The sequence below is a fragment of the Microbulbifer sp. SH-1 genome (assembly GCF_011326135.1).
GTDB lineage: Bacteria > Pseudomonadota > Gammaproteobacteria > Pseudomonadales > Cellvibrionaceae > Microbulbifer > Microbulbifer harenosus.
The window spans coordinates 1,377,741-1,397,993 of the sequence record NZ_CP046948.1; the positions used below are offsets into that span (position 1 = coordinate 1,377,741).

Here is a 20,253-nt window from a genome sequence, read left to right on the forward strand (position 1 = left end):
GAATCAGGACTCGCTGAACAAACTGTGGTCTTCATTTTCCGGCGTAATCCGCTCAATCTCTGCGTCATCTTTCCCGGATTCACCGACCAGCTGCGCCAATGCGGATTCGGAGACAAACTGGGCAATGGTCGGGCGCACCCGCAACAGGGTGTCGACTACCGCATCGCTATCATCGCCGTTGAACTGGATCAGGCGAAGCTGTCGTAGCTTTTTCAGCAACTGCTTCCGCTCGATCTGCTTGTCCGGCAGTGACATCTTCAGCAGGTTGCGCATCCCAAGCTCCAGCGCCTCCAGCGTCAGGGCCACGCAGCCGTGGTCGTCCACCTGGCCTTCGCGCAGGGATTTGTCGTACTCGACCCGCAACACCAGGATCGCGGCAACTTCCTGCTGACCAAGGCGCGCGCGGAAGCCACCGTGGTGCGGCTCCTCCTGATCTGGCATACCCGGTACTTCGGCGCCCGGTGGATACACGCGGATAAACTGGAAGCGACTGTCGTGTTGCAGGCGCAGGCCGAGGGGGGAAATCCACTCGCGGATTAATTGTTCGCAGCGCTGGAAACGGTCGTAGAGTATGCTTTCCACATTGCTTTCATCCCGGCAGATCACACCGTAATCCAGCAGGCGCACCAGCAGTTCGGAAAATTCATTGCGGGTCAGCCGGCACTGGGCCAGCGCCTCTTCCAAAGCCTGTTCAATCACGGTTATTCAACTCGGTTTTCAATTCAAGCGTGTATTCGTCAAATTGTTCGAAGTAGTCGTTGCTCGCGACTTCTCCGGTAAAGGTCACCTGCATGAACGGGCCACTGCCGTCCTGGGATACCGCAGCCGCTTCCAGCGCGTGACTCATGGCAAGCAGGTCTCGGGCATTATTCAGTGGCAGATCGCGACTGCTGACTTTCTGCCCGCGACCGAGAGCATCGCTCAGATAATGACGCAGGTCACTGCCGTTGAAGTTGAACGCTTGATCCAGCAATTGCTGCAGGACGATTTCCCGCTGGCTGTCGTCGCTGAGGGGGGCTTCGTCTTCCACCAGGGTATTTACGGGCGCTCGGCGGCTGCGATGCCAGAGCTGGGTCTGCCTGGGATCAAACAGGCGCAGCTGGAAAGAGGCCAGCTGGTTGCCGAGCTCGCCAAGCAAAGCGTCGCGCTCGGGCGACTTGCCGAGTTCCTGGCACAGATCGGTGAACGCGCCCTCGGTGTGGCTCTGCAGATAACTGAGCTGGCGAATGATGATTTCCGCCCGTTTGGTGAACCCCTGCAGCGCGTGGCGCAGTGCCGGGAGTTTTACTTCACAGGCGCGGCGCATGCGGTCTTCGATGGTATCGAGCATCAGCCAGAGGACCGATTGCCCCTCGCTGTAGAGCTCCGGTAGCTGCTGGCGCAGGCGGCGCTCCCACTCGGCCTTTTTGCTGTTGTCCTTGCGGCGGATCTGGCCGATGACGCGACCGATGCTGTCGCGATGTTTTTCCACGCTATCGGCGGAAAGACGAATGGCCAGATCCGGCTGGAAGCGGCTTTCCATAAACGAGAAGAATTCTTCCGTAGCCTGCTGCACCAGAATCTGTGCCTCCACCTCGCGCACCAGTTCCCGCTTGCGCTCTTCCAGCTCGGCGATCATATCGGTGAAGTCGGCCACGATACGCTCGGAATATTCCCAGGCGTCAATCAGATCGTAAACCTCGCCGCGGCTGTTAAAAGCCTCCAGCGCATTGAGCGTATTGCGGGTATTGCGGTGGCGGGTACGCACGCGGGTGCTGTTCAATTCCACCAATGGTTGGGTGAACAGGCGACCGCGGCGGCTGAAGGGAAAGGAAACCGAAAGCGTGGCGGTATCCACCAGCTTTTCCAGCCAGCCAAACTCCACGAGATTGTTCAGTACCCAAACCGCCTGCTCGCGCAGATTGCGAAAGCGCCCTTCCGGTTCACTGCTATCGTCGCTGTCGAGCTGCGGCGCGCGCGTCAGCGCCTCGGAAAAAATTTCCAGGATCTGCTCGCGATTCAGCGACTCACCGTAATCCGCTTTAGCGGTATACAGCCGCTCGTATAGCAGACGCAGGCATTCCACCACCTGCTCGCGGTATTTCCCGGTCAGAGGGCGGAAAAAGTGCTGGTAGGAATCTGCAAAGAACAACGCAGGAACTTCCGTTTGCTTGGCGTGGCGCTTAGTTCTCTTCCGGCTTCTGGTTCAGTACGCAGTATTTGGTGTAGTCGCCGGCGTCTTTAAAGCTCCAGTCACCCTTTGGGGTTTCGTCCATTTTTTTGCACCACGCTTCGGAACCGCGTTTGGGTTCGCAGGCGGCGAGGGTGAGGACGGCGATGGAGGCGGTGAGGATGATCAGGATGTTTTTCATGCTAGCTTCTTTTACGTTGATTTTTGTCTTGATGGGGGACTTGGATTGCTTGTCCACCACTCGGCTTGAGCTCGATTCGAACGCTGTAGGAGCCTGCTTGCAGGCGAACGGTTTGGAGCTTCGATTTGTTCGCCTGCAAGCAGGCTCCTACAGGGGGTTACCGGAAGTTATGCGTTACTCCCGGCGCCACTTGGTTCCTTCACGGCTATCTTCCAGCACTACACCTTTTGCCTTGAGCTCTTCGCGGATCTCGTCGGCACGAGCAAAGTTGCGGTCTGCTTTGCTCTTCTGGCGCTCGGCAATCAGCGCCTCAATTTCGTCTTCGCTGATTTCGTCACCGCCGCGGGATTGCTTGAACCAGGTTTCTGCATCCATCTGCAAAATGCCGAGCAGTTCGCCCGCGGCGAGTAACTGGCCTTTGAGCGCCGGCTTGTCCGCTTCGGCGGCCTTATTCAGCTCTCGTGCCAACTGGTGCAGTTCGCTGATGGCGATGGGGGTATTCAGGTCGTCGTGCAGTGCCACCATAAATGCCGTGTTGCTCAGGTCACCCCGCTCAGCAGGTATTGCCTGGGTCTCGCGCAGGGCCCCGTAAAGGCCGTCGAGGGTGCGCCACGCCTGATCCAGCAGATCGGCACTGAAGTTCAGTTCCGAGCGGTAGTGCGCTGAGAGCAGTGCAAAACGCAGCACTTCACCGGGATACTGCTGCAGCAGGTCGTTGACCATGCGGAAGTTACCCAGCGACTTGGACATCTTCTCGCCGTCGATATTGACGTAGCCGTTGTGCATCCAGTAACGCACAAAGTCCACACCGTTGGCGCAGCAGCTCTGGGCGCGCTCGTTCTCATGGTGCGGGAAGGTCAGATCGCGGCCGCCGCCGTGGATGTCGATCGTGTCCCCGAGGTGCTTTTTGATCATCGCGGAGCACTCCAGGTGCCATCCCGGGCGACCGCGACCCCAGGGACTTTCCCAGCCCGGTTCGTCATCGGAAGACGGCTTCCACAGGACAAAATCACCGGCGTATTTTTTATACGGTGCCACTTCTACCCGCGCGCCGGCGAGCATGTCGTCGAGGGAACGCTTGGAAAGCTTGCCGTAGTCTTCCATGGACTCGACCGCGAACAGAACGTGGCCGGAGGCCTCATAGGCATGCCCCTTTTCGACCAGGCGCTCAATCATCGCGATCATTTCCGGCAGGTGCTCGGTGGCATAGGGCGTGACATCCGGCTGCAGGTTATTCAGCGCCTGCATATCCTCGAAATAAGCCTGGGCGAAGCGCGCGCTGAGCGCGGCGATTTCCTCGCCATTCTCCCGTGCCGCTTTCATGATCTTGTCGTCAATATCGGTGATATTGCGCGCGTAAACCACATCGCTGTACAGAGTTTTCAGCACCCGGTACAGGGTGTCGAACACCACCGCAGGACGCGCGTTGCCGATGTGCACGCGGTTGTACACGGTGGGACCACACACGTACATACGCACGCGGTTTTCCTGCAGTGGCTGGAATACTTCCTTTTCACCGGAAAAGGTGTTGTAGAGCTTGAGAGGCATCGCTTCCCGCTGGTTGTCTTTTGAATTTAGTGGTAGTTGCTACGCCGTGTAGGAGCCTGGCTGCAGGCGAACGGTCCAGAACTCAGAACGATTCGCCTGCAGGCAGGCTCCTACAAAAATCGCATGCAATGAATTAGTTGTCCTGTTCTCTCGCCCAGGAATCGCGCAGTCCGATGGTGCGGTTGAACACCGGTTTTTCTGCGCTGCCGTATTTACTGTCGAGACAGAAGTAACCATTGCGCTCGAACTGGTAGCCCTGCCCCGGCTTTGCGTCCGCAAGGCCGATTTCGGCTTTACAGCCGCTCAGGATTTTCAGGTTGTCCGGATTGACCGAATCCAGGAAGTTCTTGTCACCCACATCCGGGGATTCATCGTTAAACAAGCGGTCGTAAAGGCGCACTTCACAATCCACGTTGTTGTCCGCCGATACCCAATGAATCACGCCCTTGGGTTTGACACCGTCCGCCGGGTCTTTACCGAGGGTATCCAGATCGACCGAGCACCGCAGTTCGACGATATCACCGGCGTCGTTCTTGATCACTTCATCCGCCTGGATGACATAGGCGTTGCGCAGGCGCACCTTCTTGCCCAATACCAGACGCTTGTATTTCTTGTTGGCTTCCTCGCGGAAGTCCTCCTGCTCGATATACACGGTTCTGGTAAATGGCAGTTCCCGCGCCGGCAGATCATCGCGCACCGGGTGACCGGGAGCGTTCAGCATTTCCTGTTGGCCTTCCGGGTAGTTGGTGAGGGTGACCTTGAGCGGCTCCATCACGCACATGGCGCGGGGGGCGTTCTTGTCGAGGTCGTCGCGGATGGCATATTCCAACATACCTACATCCACGGTGGAATCCGCGCGGGTGACGCCGATCATTTCGCAGAACTGACGGATCGACGCCGGTGTCACGCCGCGGCGACGCAGGCCGGAAATGGTCGGCATGCGCGGGTCGTCCCAACCGTCCACAAATCCTTCGTCCACCAGTTGCTTGAGTTTGCGTTTGGACACTACGGTGTAGTTCAGGTGCAAACGGGCGAATTCGTACTGGCGCGGGCGCGCGGGCACCGGGAGGTTTTCGATGAACCAGTCGTACAACGGCTTGTGGTCTTCGAACTCCAGGGTACAGATGGAGTGACTGACACCCTCAATGGCATCGGACTGGCCGTGAGCGAAGTCGTAACTCGGATAGACGCACCATTTGTCACCAGTCTGGTGATGGGCCATTTTCTTGATGCGATAGATAATCGGGTCGCGCAGGTTGATGTTCGGCGCAGCCATATCAATTTTGGCGCGCAGGCTGCAGCTGCCCTCGTCAAATTCACCCGCGGTCATACGCCCGAACAGGTCCAGGTTCTCTTCCACCGAGCGGTCGCGGTAGGGGCTGTTCCTGCCCGGGGCTTTCAGGGTGCCACGGTACTCGCGCGCCTCTTCGGGAGACAGATCGCAAACGTAGGCTTTGCCCTGTTGGATCAGGTGGATGGCCCACTGGTGCAGCTGGTCAAAATAGTCCGAGGTGTATTTCGGTTCGCCAGCCCACTCAAAGCCGAGCCACTCCACATCACGCTTGATGGACTCGACATACTCCACGTCCTCCTTCGCCGGATTGGTATCGTCGAAGCGCAGGTTGCACTTGCCACCGAACTCCTTCGCCAGGCCAAAATTCAGGCAAATGGATTTGGCGTGCCCGATGTGCAGGTAGCCATTGGGCTCTGGCGGAAAACGGGTGGTCAATTGGCTGACCCGGCCCTCGGCCAGATCTTCGCGAATGATATTCTGTAAGAAGTGAGCGGGCTTGCTCTCGGATGTCATAGCTTTCTCTATATACAGCTGTACAAACTAAGCGCGGGATTATAACGCAGTTGAGCGTTACCGCGCGGGTTTTGATAGGTGCCATCTGGGCTGTGATCGGCGCCGCGATAAGAGTATCATGCCGCCCGAAACCGACCCGGACAGGACAATTTATGATCACTCTGCACACCACTCATGGCGACATCGCCATCGAACTGGACTTTGACAAGGCACCGAAGACCGCTGCGAACTTCTTGCAGTACTGCCGCGAAGACTTCTACACCGGCACCATCTTTCACCGAGTAATCAACAATTTCATGATCCAGGGCGGCGGCATGACCCCGAACATGGATCAGAAGCCCACCCGCGAGTCCATCGAGAACGAAGCGGACAACGGCCTGAAGAACGACACCGGCACCCTGGCCATGGCGCGCACCATGGATCCACACTCAGCCACTGCTCAGTTTTTCATCAACGTGAAAGACAACGACTTCCTGAACTTCCGCTCCAAAGACACCCAGGGCTGGGGCTACTGCGTGTTCGGCAAGGTGGTCGACGGCATGGATGTGGTAAACAAAATCAAATCCGTGCCCACTGGCAGCAATGGCTTCCACCAGGATGTGCCCACCGAGACCATCGAGATCACCGGTGTGACCATTTCCGACGCCTACTCAGACAAGTAATCGTCGAGACCCGAGGACGGAATTCTCCAGTGGCCAGTTTCATTATTTCAGACCTGCACCTGGACGAATCCCGCCCGGATATCACCCGGGCCTTTTATGACTTCCTGGAAGGCCCGGCCGCCGGTGCCGACGCGCTGTACATACTCGGTGACTTTTTCGAAGTATGGATCGGGGACGACGACGATGCCCCCCTGCCCCGTGAGGTGGCGCGCCACCTGAAGACCTACCGCGACAGCGGCACCCCGGTCTACTTCATGCACGGCAACCGCGATTTTCTGCTGGGCGAGAATTACGCCCGGCACTGCGGCGCGGAACTGCTGCAGGACCCCTGCACCATCGAACTTGCCGGCGAGCCGGTACTGCTGATGCACGGCGACAGTCTGTGCACCCTTGATCGCGAATACATGGCCTTCCGCCAGCAGGCGCGCAACCCGGCGTGGCAGCAGGCGCTGCTCGCCAAACCCCTGGAAGAACGGCGCCAGATTGCCGCGCAGATCCGCGCCGTATCCAAATCCATGAACAGCCGCAAAGCGGAAGACATCATGGATGTCACCCCGGGCGAAGTGGTCAGCGTCATGACCGAGCACGGCGTCCGCACCCTGATCCACGGCCACACCCATCGCCCCGCGCGCCATGCGCTCACGGTCGACGGCGAGCCCGCAGAACGTATTGTGCTGGGAGACTGGGGCGACCAGGGTTGGTGCATCAGGGCCGATGAAAACGGGCTTGATCTGATCCACTGGCCACTGACACAACAGGCCTGAACTGAGAGCCCGCCGGGCAAAGAGCGTCCACCCTAAATGACAAAGCGCCTGCCGATCCCGGGTTACCCGGAGTCGGCAGGCGCTTTGCGTATCGGGCCGTACAAGTCCGGCGCCGCGAGCCCAGATTACACCGTGTCAGCCAGCGGCCGGCAGTGCGCCCTCCGGCTTGTCGCCCGCATCCGAAAGCTGGAGTGCCTTCTCGGCGGCACACAGCGCCTCACTTAGAGTGTCAAATGTACCCTGGGCGGGAATCCTCCCGTTGAGCCCCTTCAAGACCTTGTGAACTTCTTCGTTCATACCCGCAAGGAACAGCTGTTTGCCGCTATCTTTGGCGTCTGAAGCAACGGTTTCCACCGCCAGCGCTGCGGACAAATCCAGAAAGGGTACAGAGGAAAAGTCCAGGATCAACACTCGGGACTGATCACTGCTCTGCTCGCGAACATGATGGCCGAGGTCGGCCGCCGCACCAAAACTCAGCGGGCCGCTGAACTCGAACAGGGCGATGCGATCGCGGTTGCGCTCCAAAATGGCCTTGTCTTCCTCGCTGTCCAGATGCTCCGGCAGGTTGCGCAGGTGCTCGATCTGCAGGCTCGCAACCTGCTTGACGTAAGCCAGCGCCGCCAACACCACACCAACGCCCACCGCAGTAATCAGGTCGACGAATACGGTCATACCCAGAACCAGCACCATCAGCAACAGATCCCAACGGGGGCCCTGGTGCGCGCGCTTCAGGTATTTCCAGTCGATGATATCCAGGCCGACTTTCACCAGGATACCGGCCAGTACCGCCTGCGGAATATTCTCCGCCAACGGACCCAGCCCCAACGCCACCGCCAGCAGCACCAAGGAGTGCGCCATACCGGATATACGGGTCTGACCACCGGAGCGGATATTGACCACGGTGCGCATGGTGGCGCCCGCACCGGCGATACCGCCAATAAAGCCTGCTGCCGCGTTACCGATACCCTGCCCGATCAGCTCCTTGTTGCTGTGGTGGCGGGTGCGGGTCATGTTGTCTGCCACCAGAGAGGTCAGCAGACTGTCCAATGAGCCGAGCACCGCGAGAATGATCGCAGCTTCCACCACCAGCATCATCTGATCCCCGCCAAACACCGGCAAATGCAATTCCGGCAGCCCCGTGGGAATGCTGCCAAGCACCGGTACGTTCAGAGCGAAGAAGGCAACCAGGGTACCGGCAATCAGTGCCGCCAGCGGCGCCGGCACATAGCGGCCCCACTTCGCCGGCCACAGATACACCATCGCCAGTGTGGCGAGGCCCAGCAGCAGGTTGGCAGGGTGAATATCCGCCAAGGCCTCCGGCACATTGCCGAGCGCCCCGAGGGTGCCGCTCGGTGAGGCGTGCCCCAGCAGCGGGTTCAACTGCAGGATGATGATGATGACACCGATGCCGGTCATAAAGCCGGAGATCACCGGATACGGCACGAGGCGGATGTAATGCCCGATACCGAGCACACCAAACGCCACCTGCAGCGCACCGGCCAGGATCACCGCGGTAAAGATCAGGGACGCGTCGCCAGACAGGCTTGCGAACAGTCCCGCCAGAACCACAACCATCGGCCCGGTGGGACCGGAGATCTGCGGCCCAGTACCGCCAAACAGCGCGGCAAAAAATCCCACGGCAATGGCGCCATACATACCAGCCATCGGGCCAAGGCCCGAGGCCACACCCAGTGCCAGCGCGAGGGGAAGCGCCACAACGCCGGCGGTAATACCGCCGGTGATGTCACCGCGCAAATTGGACAAATCAAACTTCATGACAGCTCAACCTCATTGAAACTACTCAGCTTCCTTGCCAGGACGCCACCATCTCAAGCATTCGGTATCAAGCGATGCAAAATCCGCGCCTCAAGCGCCGCTGGCGCCGCTGGTCAACGCTTCCGGCAACTCACCGAAAAGGGCACGGTAGCGCTCTTCCATCGGCTTGAATTCACGGGTTTCCTCGTCGAGGCACAGCACTTCGCCGCTGCCAATGTTGTAAACCCAGCCGTGCAGAGTGATACCGCCGTTGGCGAGACCGCTGGCCACGGCGGGATGGGTCCGCAGGTGCTGCATCTGCTGAATCACGTTTTCACAGGTCACTTCATCCAGGTGATCGCTGCACAGGTCACCGTGGCGACCGCGCACCACTTCCGTGGCGGAACGGCAGTGGCTCAGCCACTCCTTCACGTGCGGAAGACCGTCCAGCTTTTCGGGGGCGATGGCGCCCTTCATGGCACCGCAATCCGTGTGACCGCACACCACAATGTGAGACACCCCGAGCGCAGCCACCGCAAATTCGATGGAAGCGGTCATACCGCCTGTCTGGCTGCTGTGCGGAGGTACCACGTTGCCGGCATTGCGGCAGATGAACAGCTCGCCCGGCTCAGTCTGGGTCACCAGGTTCGGATCAATGCGGGAGTCTGCGCAGGTAATGAACAGCACCTCAGGATTCTGGCCATCCGCCAGCTTGGTAAAACGCTCTTGCTTGGCCGGGAAGACTTCCTTTTGAAACTTCGCCACACCGGAAATTACACGCTCCATGAAAACTCCTTACTGAATTTCAAGACTGGGCAACTAGGTTCGAATCCATTATTTTTTGATAGTTCAATAAGTTGAAATACCATTTGCTGATAACATCTCATTATCAGAGAACCCCGGAGCCCCCATGGCCGCAAATGTGAACCCCCCGAGCTTCAAGCAGTTGGAGTATTTTGTGACCATTGCGTCACGCTCGAATTTTCGCCGCGCCGCGGAGGAATTGAGGGTTAGCCAACCCGCCCTTACCACCCAGATCCGGGCGCTGGAAACCACTCTGGGCATCCAGCTGTTCGAGCGCTCCCGCTCGGGTACGCTGCTCACACCAGAAGGCCGCGAACTACTGGAACAGGCGAGACACCTGATCCTCGGCATGCGTGAATTCACCGAGCATGCCGAGCTGATATCCCAGGGCCACCAGAGCACCTACAAACTGGGGGTCCCCCCCACACTCGGCCCCTATCTTTTGCCCAATGTGCTACCCACCCTGCACGCGCGCCATCACCGTCTGAAACTCTATGTACGCGAAGCGCCGCCCCGCCTGCTGATTCAGTCGCTGGCCGAAGGTACTTACGACATCGCCATCGTGCCCCTCCCAGTGAACCGCGACGACATCGCAGTGGAGCCGCTGTTTACCGAGCCGCTCAAATTCGTGGTGCCGGCGGACCACCGACTCGCCGGCAAGTCCCAGGTAACCCCCTCACAATTGCGGGGCGAAAAAGTACTGACGCTCGAGGATCAACACCATTTCCACCATCAGGTTCAGGAAATATGCCAAAGCCTGGGCGCGCATTTGCAGCGGGATTACGAAGGCACCAGCCTGGACACACTGCGCCAGATGGTGGTGATGGGATTGGGCGTGGCATTTCTGCCCGGACTGTATGTGCACTCGGAAATGCACAATCCGGAAGCACTGCATGTGAGTGAATTGAAGTCAAAACCAATTCGCCGCCAACACGGCCTGGTATGGCGAGCCAGCGCGCCGGCGAGGAGGTTCTACCGGGATCTCGCCGTCCAGATCCGGGAAATTGTGCACGAGCGATTGGGGGATGTGGTGACCGTGGATCGCCCTTGACGCAGGTCATACGACCCGCGCCGCGATCACCAGAGCCGCCAACCAGTTACGTGAATTCTGCTAAAACTTAACAGGCTGTTAAAAAACAACATGTCAAACCGCGCCATCTTCGGCCCGGCCGCGCCGTAGTCGGCAGTATTTCGCTGATCGGCTGGCTGATAACGGTGGCCGGCGCCGTCGCACTCGCTCTGGTCTTTGCACGGCTCGCATCGCTATATCCGGCTGCGGGTGGACCCTATGCCTACGCCCGTGCCGCGTTCGGCGACTACATGGGATACCAGACCAATCTCGTATACTGGCTCGCCAATGTGGTCGGCAATGTCGCACTGGCCACCGCCGGACTCGGCTACCTCACGCATTTTTTCCCACCACGGAAAGAACCGATTACCTTCGCGCTGGCGCAAATCGCGGTGATCTGGCTTCTCACCTACGCCAATATACTGGGCCCGAAAACCGTCGGCCGCATCCAGTCCTTGACCACCGGCCTGGTACTGATCCCGATTCTCGGCACTGCTGTGCTCGGCTGGTTCTGGTTTAACGGGCAGACATTCAGCGACGGCTGGAATGTATCTGGCAAAAGCAGTGTGAGCGCCGTTATGGCCACGCTGACATTCACACTCTGGGCATTCATCGGCGTAGAAACCGCCTCCGTATCAGCAGGCGTAGTAAAGAACCCCACCCGCAATGTACCCATTGCCACTGTCGGCGGCGTCATACTCGCTTCAGTCGCGTATGTTCTGAGCTCATCGGTGATCATGGGGATGATTCCAAACAAAGAACTTATCTCATCCTCTGCTCCCTTTGCCGATGCAGCACGGCTGGCCCTTGGCAATACCGCCGCAAATGTCGTCGCCATATGCGCCGCTGTGGGATGTATCGGCTCACTTGGCGGCTGGACGCTGCTGGTTGGGCAATCCGCCAAAGCGGCGGCGGATGACGGGCTATTTCCGGGGCTGTTTTCCAAAACCAACGACAAGGGTGTTCCCACCGCCGGACTCGCGCTTGTGGCAGCGTTAATGTCAGTGCAGGTACTCGCCACCATGTCTCCTACGGCAAGCGAACAATTTGGCAAAATTGCCTCTGTCGCCGTAATTATGACGCTGCTCCCATACATCTACTCGGCAGTGGCATTGAAAGTACTTGGCTACGGGAAGATGCCGCAGAAACAATACAACCTGTTTACCTTGATCCTGTTGCTTGCTGCGGTTTACTGCCTGATGGCACTGGTAGGGTCCGACGGCGGCCAAACGCGCTGGTCGCTGATTTTTGTTATTTCCACGATCGTCTTCTATGCGCTCACACTCAACCGCAAAAGAGAAGTTCAGGAGTTGCACCACCTGCCCGAAGGGCCCGCGCCAAAGTGGGTGCGCTACCTTACGCTAACCGTCACCATAGGTGCACTGGTTGTATTCTTCTGGATATCCGTGGGGCAGATGAAAGAGACAAAACTGAACGAACGCGAACCACAACCCATTGAGCGACCCACACTCCCCCACGAGGAACCACAACGCCGATAATATTTCGTCAAATCAGCGCTGAAAACACACCTCCGTTACATATGCAATCGGCCTTGCCGTCCGCGGTGTGACGAGGAAATCAGTAGGCTGAAAATTTGGGATGGCAGGTGCTACCGCGGTACGCCACTGTGGAAACGAAACTCACTGTCCGCTCCCTCAACCAGCGAACGGTCCACTTCCAGCAGCGCACGCACTCTAGGCTGGATGTCCTCATCGGTTGCCTTCTGCGCAAGGGCCAGATAATCCCTAAAATGGCGCGCCTCCGACTTCAGTAGGGACAGATAAAATTTCTGCAGCTCGTCATCCAGATGGGGAGCAACTTTCGCAAAGCGCTCGCAGGAGCGCGCCTCGATGATTGCGCCGCAGATCAGGGTATCCACCAGCCTGCCCGGCTCCGCGCCCCGCACCTGATCTCGCAGGCCCGCGGCATAGCGGGATGCACTGACATGCGGATACCTGATTCCGCGCTTCTTCATGATCGCAATCACCTGCTCGAAATGCCGCAGCTCTTCACGCGCAAGACGTGACATCTTGTTCAACAGTTCGAAATTGTCCAGATAGCGGAACATAAGGTTCAGCGCGGTACCGGCTGCTTTTTTTTCGCAGTTGGCGTGGTCCACCAGCATCATTTCCGGCTCGGCGAGCGCCGCCTGCACCCAGGCGTCGGGCGTTTCACACAAAAGAAACTCGTGAATGGCGGAAAGATCAGGCACTTCGTTAGACATGGGCAGCTACTGGACTCGACAGGAAAAACGCACACAAACATCGGCACACCCCATTTCCGGGGCAGGTGCAGCGCCGGCGCAGTATACCCGCTCTCCCCTTTACTGGATAACCTCAACCACTGCTGGCAGCGGGCGCGAAGGGTTGGTCCCGTAATTCACAAAATATGGTAACGGCTTATTAAGTGGATTAATATTTGCAACCATATGAACACTTATATGCCGCACTACGGCCAGCTATGTCACGGGAGCGCCACTGATGCCCGATACCGCAAAATCCATTTCCGAACTGACTCGCTTGCTGCCGTCGATACTCGCGGATATGCACAAACAAGCTGCCGAACTGCGAGATACCCTCGAACAGGTTCAGCAGAGCGCACGCTCTTGGGAGAGCTATCTTCTTCAACCAGCCTTTGCACTAGAAGCCGCCCAACGCCTGGCGCAGCCATTTGAGCAACCTTTCCGGCTTGCCGGCGCCCTGTTTTCCCTGCTGGATTACGGCGAAGGCACTGAGCTGGGAGACGCGCGGCAGACTCTACAAATCCCTGGATTGCTGGCGGTTCCGCGCTCCGCTATTGAGCTGGCGCAGCGACTGAACCAAAGCAAGCACCACTTCCAGCAAGTGACCAATACGTTCAAAGCCTGCCTGAGTGACCGCCCTCCCCTTGAGCGGGACGGGCGGCTGCGCGATGCGCTGGCCGACGCCGGATACCCGCGCGCGCACCTGCGCCAGTGCTACCGGCAGATACTCGTCTGCGGAGAAAAACCCGATGGCATCGCACTGAGCTGGATCAAGGCCCGCAAGTCCATTCGCAGGGTTTCCGCAGAGTGGTGTGAGAAAAAGCTGGTGCAGCTGGACCCCCTGGGGGAGGACCCGGGCATTCAATATCAGCGGCAGTTACTGGCGGGATTGCATCAGAAACAGCACGAGTCTCTTCGGCAGGTTCAGGTTCAAAGCCGCCCTAACCTGCAAGTGGCGGAAATTTTTCACGGCGAGCCGCAAGACCACTATCGACAGGTGGGCTACTCCGCCATGCCGGTGCTGGTCGAAGGCGGCGACAACGGACGACTGCCCGAATTTACCCGGGTCGAGCACACCCCTCCGGCCAGCCGCAGACGCCAGCGACGGGACCTGAAAATAGCCACGGAGGCCTTTCTGCCGGCGCTCAGGGTGCATCTGCACACGGATGATAGGTTGTCGCGCTAATCGCTGACGGGTGAATCAGAACCAGCAGCGCGCGCGGCAAGCTGCCGTTCGTATCAGAGACCGGAAAGTTTAAAGGGCCCGCCCCCCTGACACCGGCACTGATTCAAGCCTGGGGTCACGCCGATTGCAGCCCCGGCGCCACGAATCTCTGGTAATACGCCACGGAAAGCGCATAGAAGTCATCGTCGATCCGGCGCTTCACCTCCGTCAGCGCCACGCCGTGCGCGGCACCCACAGCGGCAAGCCCGTAGTGCGCAAGGTTGTCAATCTGACTGGCACCCGCGCGCAGCAACTCAAACACCCAGCAGTAAGGGTTCTGGTCTTCATTAAAACGGATCTGCTGATGGCGCATCTGCGTCAGCAACAGGTTTTGATCTACAATTTCCAGCTGACTGCGCACGGCATTTGCAAGATAACCGTCACGACGCTCCGCTATGATCCGGCGCTGCTCTTCCGAATACGCATTCCAGTCAATCACTTCGTGGGCAAAGCGCTTGCAGCCACGGCAAACGTTGTCTCCGATTCCGGTGGAGCAAACGCCGATACAGGGCGTGCGCACTTTTTTATAGATCACCATGCAGCGTGAATACCTCTTGGTCCTGCCGTCCCGGATCACAGGTGTGAAAGCAAGCGGCAGAGAATAGCATTTTTGATGAGCGGATTGACCCATTCACAGGATGGATAGTGCTCTCGTCCCCGCCCACAAAATGCGATTAATTCTCACTTTCAAAAAGGTGGATAATCGACCTTTATTCATTTTGTGAATGGCGACAATTTGCGTAAGTTATTGATTTTTCAGCGAACTTAACAGGGTCTAGCCTTTAATGTAGAATTCGCCACCCGCCTCCAGCGGCCATTGTTAATTATCGGAGTTCGGCTGGCGCATTAGTCACAACCGGATTCCTGGAAAGCTGTTGGTTCTACCCCACATACACAGAGGGAATTATCCGTGCTTGAAGCCTATCGCAAACACGTCGCCGAGCGCGCCGAACAAGGTATCCCGCCCAAGCCCCTGAACGCTGAGCAAGTGGCCGGCCTGGTTGAACTGCTGAAAAACCCGCCCGCGGGTGAAGAGCAGGAGTTGCTGGACCTGATCACCAATCGCGTACCGCCGGGCGTGGACGAAGCGGCTTACGTAAAAGCCGGTTTCCTTACCGCCATCGTCAAAGGCGAAGCGAAATCCCCGCTGATTGACGGCGAACACGCCACCAAACTGCTGGGCATGATGCTGGGCGGATACAACATTTCCACCCTGGTTGAACTGCTGGACGATGCCAATCTGGGCGCACTGGCGGCCGAGCAGCTGAAAGGCACCCTGTTGATGTTCGACGCCTTCCACGACGTGGAAGAGAAGGCCAAAGCCGGTAACGAACACGCCAAAGCCGTAATCCAGTCCTGGGCCGATGGCGAATGGTTCACCAAGCGCGACAAAGTTGCCGAGAGCATCAAGGTTGCCGTATTCAAGGTAACCGGCGAAACCAACACCGACGACCTGTCCCCGGCACCAGACGCCTGGTCCCGCCCGGACATCCCTCTGCACGCGTTGGCCATGTACAAGATGACCCGCGACGGTCTCACCCCGGAAGAACACGGCGTGACCGGCCCGCTGAAGCAGATCAAAGAAGTACAGGCCAAAGGCCTGCCGGTTGCCTTCGTCGGCGACGTAGTGGGCACCGGCTCTTCCCGTAAATCCGCCACCAACTCCGTTCTGTGGTACTTCGGCGACGAAATGCCGGGTGTGCCGAACAAGAAAGGCGGTGGCATCTGTATCGGCGGCAAAGTTGCACCGATCTTCTACAACACCATGGAAGATGCCGGCGCACTGGTATTCGAAGCCCCGGTTGACGACCTGAACATGGGTGACGTGATCGAGATCCGTCCCTACGACGGCAAGATCCTGTCTGAAGACGGCAAAGTGCTGTCCGAGTTCGCGCTGAAATCCGACGTGCTGCTGGACGAAGTTCAGGCGGGTGGCCGGATCAACCTGATCATCGGCCGCGGCCTGACCACCAAGGCCCGCGAATCCCTGGGTCTGGGCGCTTCCGATCTGTTCCGCAAGCCAGAGCAGCCTGCCGACACCGGCAAGGGCTACACCCTGGCACAGAAAATGGTCGGCAAGGCCTGCGGCGTGGAAGGTATCCGCCCCGGTACTTACTGCGAGCCGAAAATGACCACCGTTGGCTCCCAGGACACCACCGGTCCGATGACCCGTGACGAACTGAAAGACCTGGCGTGCCTGGGCTTCTCCGCAGATCTCACCATGCAGTCCTTCTGTCACACCGCGGCTTACCCGAAGCCCGTGGACATCGACACCCAGCACACCCTGCCCGACTTCATCATGAACCGCGGCGGTGTTTCCCTGCGCCCGGGTGACGGCATCATCCACAGCTGGCTGAACCGCATGCTGCTGCCGGACACCGTGGGTACCGGTGGTGACTCCCACACCCGTTTCCCGATGGGCATTTCCTTCCCGGCCGGTTCCGGTCTCGTGGCGTTTGCCGCGGCCACCGGTGTTATGCCGCTGGATATGCCGGAATCCGTACTGGTGCGCTTCAAAGGCGAACTGCAGCCGGGCATCACCCTGCGTGACCTGGTACATGCCATCCCCTACTACGCGATCCAGCAAGGCCTGTTGACCGTCGAGAAGAAAGGCAAGAAGAACATATTCTCCGGCCGCATCCTCGAGATCGAAGGTCTGGACCACCTGACCGTCGAGCAGGCGTTCGAACTGTCCGATGCCTCCGCCGAGCGCTCCGCGGCCGGCTGTACCATCAAGCTGCCGGAAGAAGCCATCGCCGAATACCTGCGCTCCAACATCACCCTGCTGCGCTGGATGATTGCGGAAGGTTACGGCTCCAAGCGCACCCTGGAGCGCCGCGCGCGCGCTATGGAAGAGTGGCTGGCCAACCCGGAGCTGATGAGCGCCGACGCCGACGCGGAATACGCCGCGGTAATCGAGATCGACCTGGCCGATGTGAAAGAGCCGATCGTGTGTGCACCGAACGACCCGGACGACGCGCGTCTGCTGTCTTCCGTTGCCGGTGACAAGGTGGACGAGGTATTCCTCGGTTCCTGCATGACCAACATCGGCCACTTCCGCGCCGCCGGTAAACTGCTGCAGCAGCACAAAGGTGGTATTTCCACCCGTATGTGGATCGCTCCGCCCACCAAAATGGACGAGCACCAACTGATGGAAGAAGGCTACTACAACATCTACGGCGCCGCCGGTGCCCGCACCGAGATGCCCGGATGCTCCCTGTGCATGGGTAACCAGGCACGTGTAGCTCCAAACAGCACCGTGCTGTCCACCTCCACCCGTAACTTCCCGAACCGCCTGGGCGACGGTGCCAATGTGTACCTGACCTCTGCGGAACTGGCCTCTGTGGGTGCGATCCTGGGCAAACTGCCGACTCCCGAGGAGTACCAGCAGTACGCGCAGAATCTGGACTCCATGTCCGCGGAGATTTATCGCTACCTGAACTTCGACCAGATTGAGGAATTCCAGAAATCTGCCGAAGAAGGCAAGCGCATCGCCGCTACCGAGATTCAGGATGTTGCGGTTTAAGTAGCGGGCGGACTGACGCTAAAAAAAGCCCCGCTCGTGAGAGCGGGGCTTTTTCATCTTTGAATAAAACACGGGCAACGGATAGCTCTACCGATTCAAACTGATTTTCAGATATCGGAGCCGACCCACATGCTCAAAACCATACTACTTCTCTTAGGAGGCTTTGTCGCTGGAATAGGCTCTACCATCGGGCTTTCCATGTACTTTGTATACGAGTATGCAACGCAGCCCGACGAGCTGGAGAAATACTCACTTCCTGATGCCGAATACTCCCTCTCCAACGATGCCTATACGAATACCAACGAATGCCACAACTTTCCGGTGGAAAAACTGCTGGGCAACTGGTACGGGCAGAAGACACTGGATGACGGCAACCTCCAGAAATGGAAAGTGACCCGGTTTGCCGATGGCACCTATCAAATTCAGTTCGAGCTTTCCAGCCCTGAAGGCCTACACACTTCGAAGGAAAGCGGACTCTGGAGTTACTCTGGATGTCTTTATTCAGTTATCACCAAATCCCGGAATGGTGAAAATGTTCTATTTCAGGAAGTGTATCGGGTACAAGATTTGACCGACAAGAAACTTATCTACACGAATTATCGGACCGGGAACACATTTACTGTTATCAAAGGTATTTAACGGCAGATGTGCTCCAAACAACATCGAATGATTTGAAGGATGGCCCCTTGCCTACCCCCATGATTGGCAGCAAGAACCCTCGGCTGGTGCTCTATGTACCTCACAAACCCAATTCCTTTGACGAATTGACCGAGCGACCAAATATCCAGACTCTGATCGCCAACAACACAAACCATTGGCGGAAAATTGCCACTCTACTGGCCAAAATCTGTAGCCCGGATCTGGAAAACTGGCGTCAGTTCAGGGATTCGAGGTTGCTGGAAAGTTCTGCCATCAGCATCAACCCAACCCTGTGCAATCTCGAGAGCAGGCCTTGGCATTGGATCGGAGGCAAAGACAACCAACGACGTTTCTCCTACCTGCAACACAATGCGCTGCCATTGGAAAGCTGCGAAAATGTCGCCGTCGACCGGAGAAAACAATTACTGTTCACCCCCTATCCGGATTACCGACAACTGGATAATGCAGTAATCATCGAAATTCGCCGCGCGCTAGAAACAGGTGGTTTCTACAGCGGCACTTGATCTGGCACTTATCCCAAAGGCCGGAATCCGTTCCCACCCTGAGAAACTGTTCAGACTGACACAAACTCAACGCCTGGAAAGGGTTGACCCCCTAGCATCCAGTGAAGCCAGGATGCGTTTCATTTCATCCGCCTCCTCCTGCGCCCGTTTCGCTTTGGCCGCGGCCATTGCGGCCTTCTCCGCTTCGATCCCGGCCTTGATCGCGCGTTCGCGGGCTGCACTTCCGGTGCGTCCGGTCGCCAGTTTTTCTTTCGCCGGCTTTGCGGTGCGCTTGGTTGTGGTACTTGCCGGGGCAGAGCTAACAGGCGCAGCACCGACACCGGGGCGGGGTTTCGGCTTGGGTTTGCTCAGCGCGGCCTTGGTTGCGCCGGGCAGAACCGTGGTGATGCCGACAAGGCTTTTTCCATTGTAGGTATCCAGCGCCTCTTCTACCAGCTGTTGCAGCTCCAGGCGGTCTTCAGCCACCGCAAACAGCTCAACGGAGTATGAATGCGGGCCAAAGACTTTCAGTTCCCGGTAAAACGCGTGATCGATACCAAGGGGAAGCGCTTGCTGCAGTTGCTTGAAGCGGGCCTCTGGGGTTAACCCTTCGCGGGCAGTGCCCACCCATACGTCATCGGTTACGTCATTTGTAAGGGTAAATACGATCATGGAACCTCAGTCAACGTCATAGAGATCAAAAGTGAACAGCCAATTCACAGTTATCCGAATGGCCAAAAGGCTGCGCATTCTAATGATTTAAAACGAAATGTGCAGACTTGACTTGCGGTGCACTTCCCATACATTCGAACCATAAAATTAATCACTGTAAAACGATGAAACTCCCCTATTTTCTCGGCTGCCCCCAATGGCAACACCCGGCGTGGCACACCCGTCTGCCGGCAGGTGCCACGCCGCTTGAACGCCACAGCCAGCTACTGAATTGCGTCGAGGGGAACACCACTTTCTACGCAACACCAACACAAGCGCAATTTGCCGGTGCACCTGTTGCCGGTGGATGCAGCACCGGGATCCGCTACATCGGCCACCCGGACCTCGAAAACAACCGACCAATCAGTTATTCCAGCATAAATCTGCGTATTCGAACTTATTGAGTAAGTGACCGAAATCTCAATCGCTCGCACAGCGAGGCTTTCCAGCCGACTCTGACCTTCCTCTCCGCCAGATACCTTTCCCAAATACCCTATATGGAAAATCAATTGCGTGTAAAGGTACCAATTTTTGCGCATGCAAGCCGCACTTCCAGTAACTCAAAGAATTACGTACTACCCAAGGGGAGCATGGCGCTCTTTAAACCTAATGCTAGCTGCGAACCCACCTATTCTCCATGCTCCTGT

18 protein-coding genes and 1 pseudogene are annotated in these 20,253 nt (G+C 57.9%); 9 read left to right on the top strand and 10 right to left on the bottom strand.

Annotated elements, in window-relative coordinates:
- Positions 1 to 3: 3 nt before the first annotated feature.
- The 5 genes from GNX18_RS06060 to GNX18_RS06080 all read right to left on the bottom strand — a co-directional run bounded on the left by GNX18_RS06060 (position 4) and on the right by GNX18_RS06080 (position 5,706).
- Positions 4 to 699, bottom strand: coding sequence for a DUF4194 domain-containing protein (locus tag GNX18_RS06060; RefSeq protein WP_138234702.1), 696 nt, complete (start codon positions 697 to 699; stop codon positions 4 to 6).
- The gene (locus tag GNX18_RS06065; protein WP_138234703.1) at positions 692 to 2,131 is read right to left on the bottom strand and encodes a Wadjet anti-phage system protein JetA family protein; all 1,440 of its coding nucleotides are present in this window, start codon (positions 2,129 to 2,131) and stop codon (positions 692 to 694) included. Before GNX18_RS06065 ends, GNX18_RS06060 begins: the two co-directional genes overlap by 8 nt.
- Positions 2,132 to 2,162: 31 nt before the next feature.
- The gene (locus tag GNX18_RS06070; protein ID WP_138234704.1) at positions 2,163 to 2,351 is read right to left on the bottom strand and encodes a DUF3012 domain-containing protein; all 189 of its coding nucleotides are present in this window, start codon (positions 2,349 to 2,351) and stop codon (positions 2,163 to 2,165) included.
- Between the two features lie 174 nt (positions 2,352 to 2,525).
- The gene (gene cysS, locus GNX18_RS06075; RefSeq protein WP_138234705.1) at positions 2,526 to 3,899 is read right to left on the bottom strand and encodes a cysteine--tRNA ligase; all 1,374 of its coding nucleotides are present in this window, start codon (positions 3,897 to 3,899) and stop codon (positions 2,526 to 2,528) included.
- 133 nt (positions 3,900 to 4,032) lie between these two features.
- A complete protein-coding gene (locus GNX18_RS06080) occupies positions 4,033 to 5,706 on the bottom strand; it encodes a glutamine--tRNA ligase/YqeY domain fusion protein (protein ID WP_166216187.1) in 1,674 nt (557 codons plus the stop codon).
- A 152-nt stretch (positions 5,707 to 5,858) separates the two neighbouring features.
- Here GNX18_RS06080 and GNX18_RS06085 point away from each other — a divergent pair, with 152 nt between their 5' ends.
- A complete protein-coding gene (locus GNX18_RS06085) occupies positions 5,859 to 6,368 on the top strand; it encodes a peptidylprolyl isomerase (RefSeq protein WP_138234707.1) in 510 nt (169 codons plus the stop codon).
- Positions 6,369 to 6,397: 29 nt separating this feature from the next.
- Positions 6,398 to 7,132 carry a UDP-2,3-diacylglucosamine diphosphatase gene (locus GNX18_RS06090; RefSeq protein WP_138234708.1) on the top strand — a complete coding sequence of 245 codons (735 nt, stop codon included), beginning with the start codon at positions 6,398 to 6,400 and terminating at the stop codon, positions 7,130 to 7,132.
- Positions 7,133 to 7,267: 135 nt separating this feature from the next.
- Here the strand turns inward: GNX18_RS06090 and GNX18_RS06095 are convergent, their stop codons facing one another.
- Both GNX18_RS06095 and GNX18_RS06100 read right to left on the bottom strand, forming a co-directional pair.
- On the bottom strand, positions 7,268 to 8,908 hold the full coding sequence (locus GNX18_RS06095; protein ID WP_138234709.1) for a SulP family inorganic anion transporter: 1,641 nt from the start codon (positions 8,906 to 8,908) through the stop codon (positions 7,268 to 7,270).
- A 90-nt stretch (positions 8,909 to 8,998) separates the two neighbouring features.
- Positions 8,999 to 9,673, bottom strand: coding sequence for a carbonic anhydrase (locus GNX18_RS06100; protein ID WP_166216190.1), 675 nt, complete (start codon positions 9,671 to 9,673; stop codon positions 8,999 to 9,001).
- A gap of 124 nt (positions 9,674 to 9,797) precedes the next feature.
- Here GNX18_RS06100 and GNX18_RS06105 point away from each other — a divergent pair, with 124 nt between their 5' ends.
- Together GNX18_RS06105 and adiC are read left to right on the top strand one after the other, a co-directional pair.
- Positions 9,798 to 10,742, top strand: a complete 945-nt coding sequence (locus tag GNX18_RS06105) for a hydrogen peroxide-inducible genes activator (protein WP_166216193.1) — start codon at positions 9,798 to 9,800, stop codon at positions 10,740 to 10,742.
- 134 nt (positions 10,743 to 10,876) lie between these two features.
- A pseudogene (gene adiC, locus GNX18_RS06110) lies at positions 10,877 to 12,259 on the top strand (arginine/agmatine antiporter); the annotation flags it as partial.
- A 110-nt stretch (positions 12,260 to 12,369) separates the two neighbouring features.
- Here the strand turns inward: adiC and GNX18_RS06115 are convergent.
- Positions 12,370 to 12,984, bottom strand: a complete 615-nt coding sequence (locus tag GNX18_RS06115) for a tRNA-(ms[2]io[6]A)-hydroxylase (RefSeq protein WP_138234713.1) — start codon at positions 12,982 to 12,984, stop codon at positions 12,370 to 12,372.
- Positions 12,985 to 13,240: 256 nt separating this feature from the next.
- Between GNX18_RS06115 and GNX18_RS06120 the strand changes: the two genes are divergently transcribed.
- A complete protein-coding gene (locus GNX18_RS06120; RefSeq protein WP_138234714.1) occupies positions 13,241 to 14,188 on the top strand; it encodes a hypothetical protein in 948 nt (315 codons plus the stop codon).
- A 115-nt stretch (positions 14,189 to 14,303) separates the two neighbouring features.
- On the opposite strand, the gene GNX18_RS06125 is transcribed toward GNX18_RS06120, so the two are convergent.
- Positions 14,304 to 14,765: a DUF1289 domain-containing protein gene (locus GNX18_RS06125; RefSeq protein WP_138234715.1), complete on the bottom strand. Its 462-nt coding sequence runs from the start codon at positions 14,763 to 14,765 to the stop codon at positions 14,304 to 14,306.
- Between the two features lie 372 nt (positions 14,766 to 15,137).
- Here GNX18_RS06125 and acnB point away from each other — a divergent pair, with 372 nt between their 5' ends.
- The 3 genes from acnB to GNX18_RS06140 all read left to right on the top strand — a co-directional run bounded on the left by acnB (position 15,138) and on the right by GNX18_RS06140 (position 18,916).
- Positions 15,138 to 17,753, top strand: coding sequence for a bifunctional aconitate hydratase 2/2-methylisocitrate dehydratase (gene acnB, locus GNX18_RS06130; RefSeq protein ID WP_138234716.1), 2,616 nt, complete (start codon positions 15,138 to 15,140; stop codon positions 17,751 to 17,753).
- A gap of 129 nt (positions 17,754 to 17,882) precedes the next feature.
- Positions 17,883 to 18,392, top strand: coding sequence for a hypothetical protein (locus GNX18_RS06135; protein WP_138234717.1), 510 nt, complete (start codon positions 17,883 to 17,885; stop codon positions 18,390 to 18,392).
- A gap of 47 nt (positions 18,393 to 18,439) precedes the next feature.
- Positions 18,440 to 18,916, top strand: a complete 477-nt coding sequence (locus tag GNX18_RS06140; RefSeq protein ID WP_205828075.1) for a hypothetical protein — start codon at positions 18,440 to 18,442, stop codon at positions 18,914 to 18,916.
- A gap of 66 nt (positions 18,917 to 18,982) precedes the next feature.
- Here GNX18_RS06140 and GNX18_RS06145 read toward each other — a convergent pair whose 3' ends face one another.
- Positions 18,983 to 19,567, bottom strand: coding sequence for a hypothetical protein (locus GNX18_RS06145; protein WP_138234718.1), 585 nt, complete (start codon positions 19,565 to 19,567; stop codon positions 18,983 to 18,985).
- Between the two features lie 164 nt (positions 19,568 to 19,731).
- On the opposite strand from GNX18_RS06145, the gene GNX18_RS06150 reads away from it, so the two are divergent.
- Positions 19,732 to 20,010, top strand: coding sequence for a DUF72 domain-containing protein (locus GNX18_RS06150; RefSeq protein ID WP_138234719.1), 279 nt, complete (start codon positions 19,732 to 19,734; stop codon positions 20,008 to 20,010).
- Positions 20,011 to 20,253: the final 243 nt, after the last annotated feature.

Coding starts and splice junctions, on each gene's coding strand:
- GNX18_RS06125 (WP_138234715.1), bottom strand. CDS start 14,765: ATGGTGATCTATAAAAAAGTGCGCACGCCCTGTATCGGCGTTTGCTCC.
- GNX18_RS06070 (WP_138234704.1), bottom strand. CDS start 2,351: ATGAAAAACATCCTGATCATCCTCACCGCCTCCATCGCCGTCCTCACC.
- GNX18_RS06120 (WP_138234714.1), top strand. CDS start 13,241: ATGCCCGATACCGCAAAATCCATTTCCGAACTGACTCGCTTGCTGCCG.
- GNX18_RS06080 (WP_166216187.1), bottom strand. CDS start 5,706: ATGACATCCGAGAGCAAGCCCGCTCACTTCTTACAGAATATCATTCGC.
- GNX18_RS06085 (WP_138234707.1), top strand. CDS start 5,859: ATGATCACTCTGCACACCACTCATGGCGACATCGCCATCGAACTGGAC.
- GNX18_RS06115 (WP_138234713.1), bottom strand. CDS start 12,984: ATGTCTAACGAAGTGCCTGATCTTTCCGCCATTCACGAGTTTCTTTTG.
- GNX18_RS06145 (WP_138234718.1), bottom strand. CDS start 19,567: ATGATCGTATTTACCCTTACAAATGACGTAACCGATGACGTATGGGTG.
- GNX18_RS06150 (WP_138234719.1), top strand. CDS start 19,732: ATGAAACTCCCCTATTTTCTCGGCTGCCCCCAATGGCAACACCCGGCG.
- GNX18_RS06100 (WP_166216190.1), bottom strand. CDS start 9,673: ATGGAGCGTGTAATTTCCGGTGTGGCGAAGTTTCAAAAGGAAGTCTTC.
- GNX18_RS06135 (WP_138234717.1), top strand. CDS start 17,883: ATGCTCAAAACCATACTACTTCTCTTAGGAGGCTTTGTCGCTGGAATA.
- cysS (WP_138234705.1), bottom strand. CDS start 3,899: ATGCCTCTCAAGCTCTACAACACCTTTTCCGGTGAAAAGGAAGTATTC.
- GNX18_RS06105 (WP_166216193.1), top strand. CDS start 9,798: ATGGCCGCAAATGTGAACCCCCCGAGCTTCAAGCAGTTGGAGTATTTT.
- GNX18_RS06095 (WP_138234709.1), bottom strand. CDS start 8,908: ATGAAGTTTGATTTGTCCAATTTGCGCGGTGACATCACCGGCGGTATT.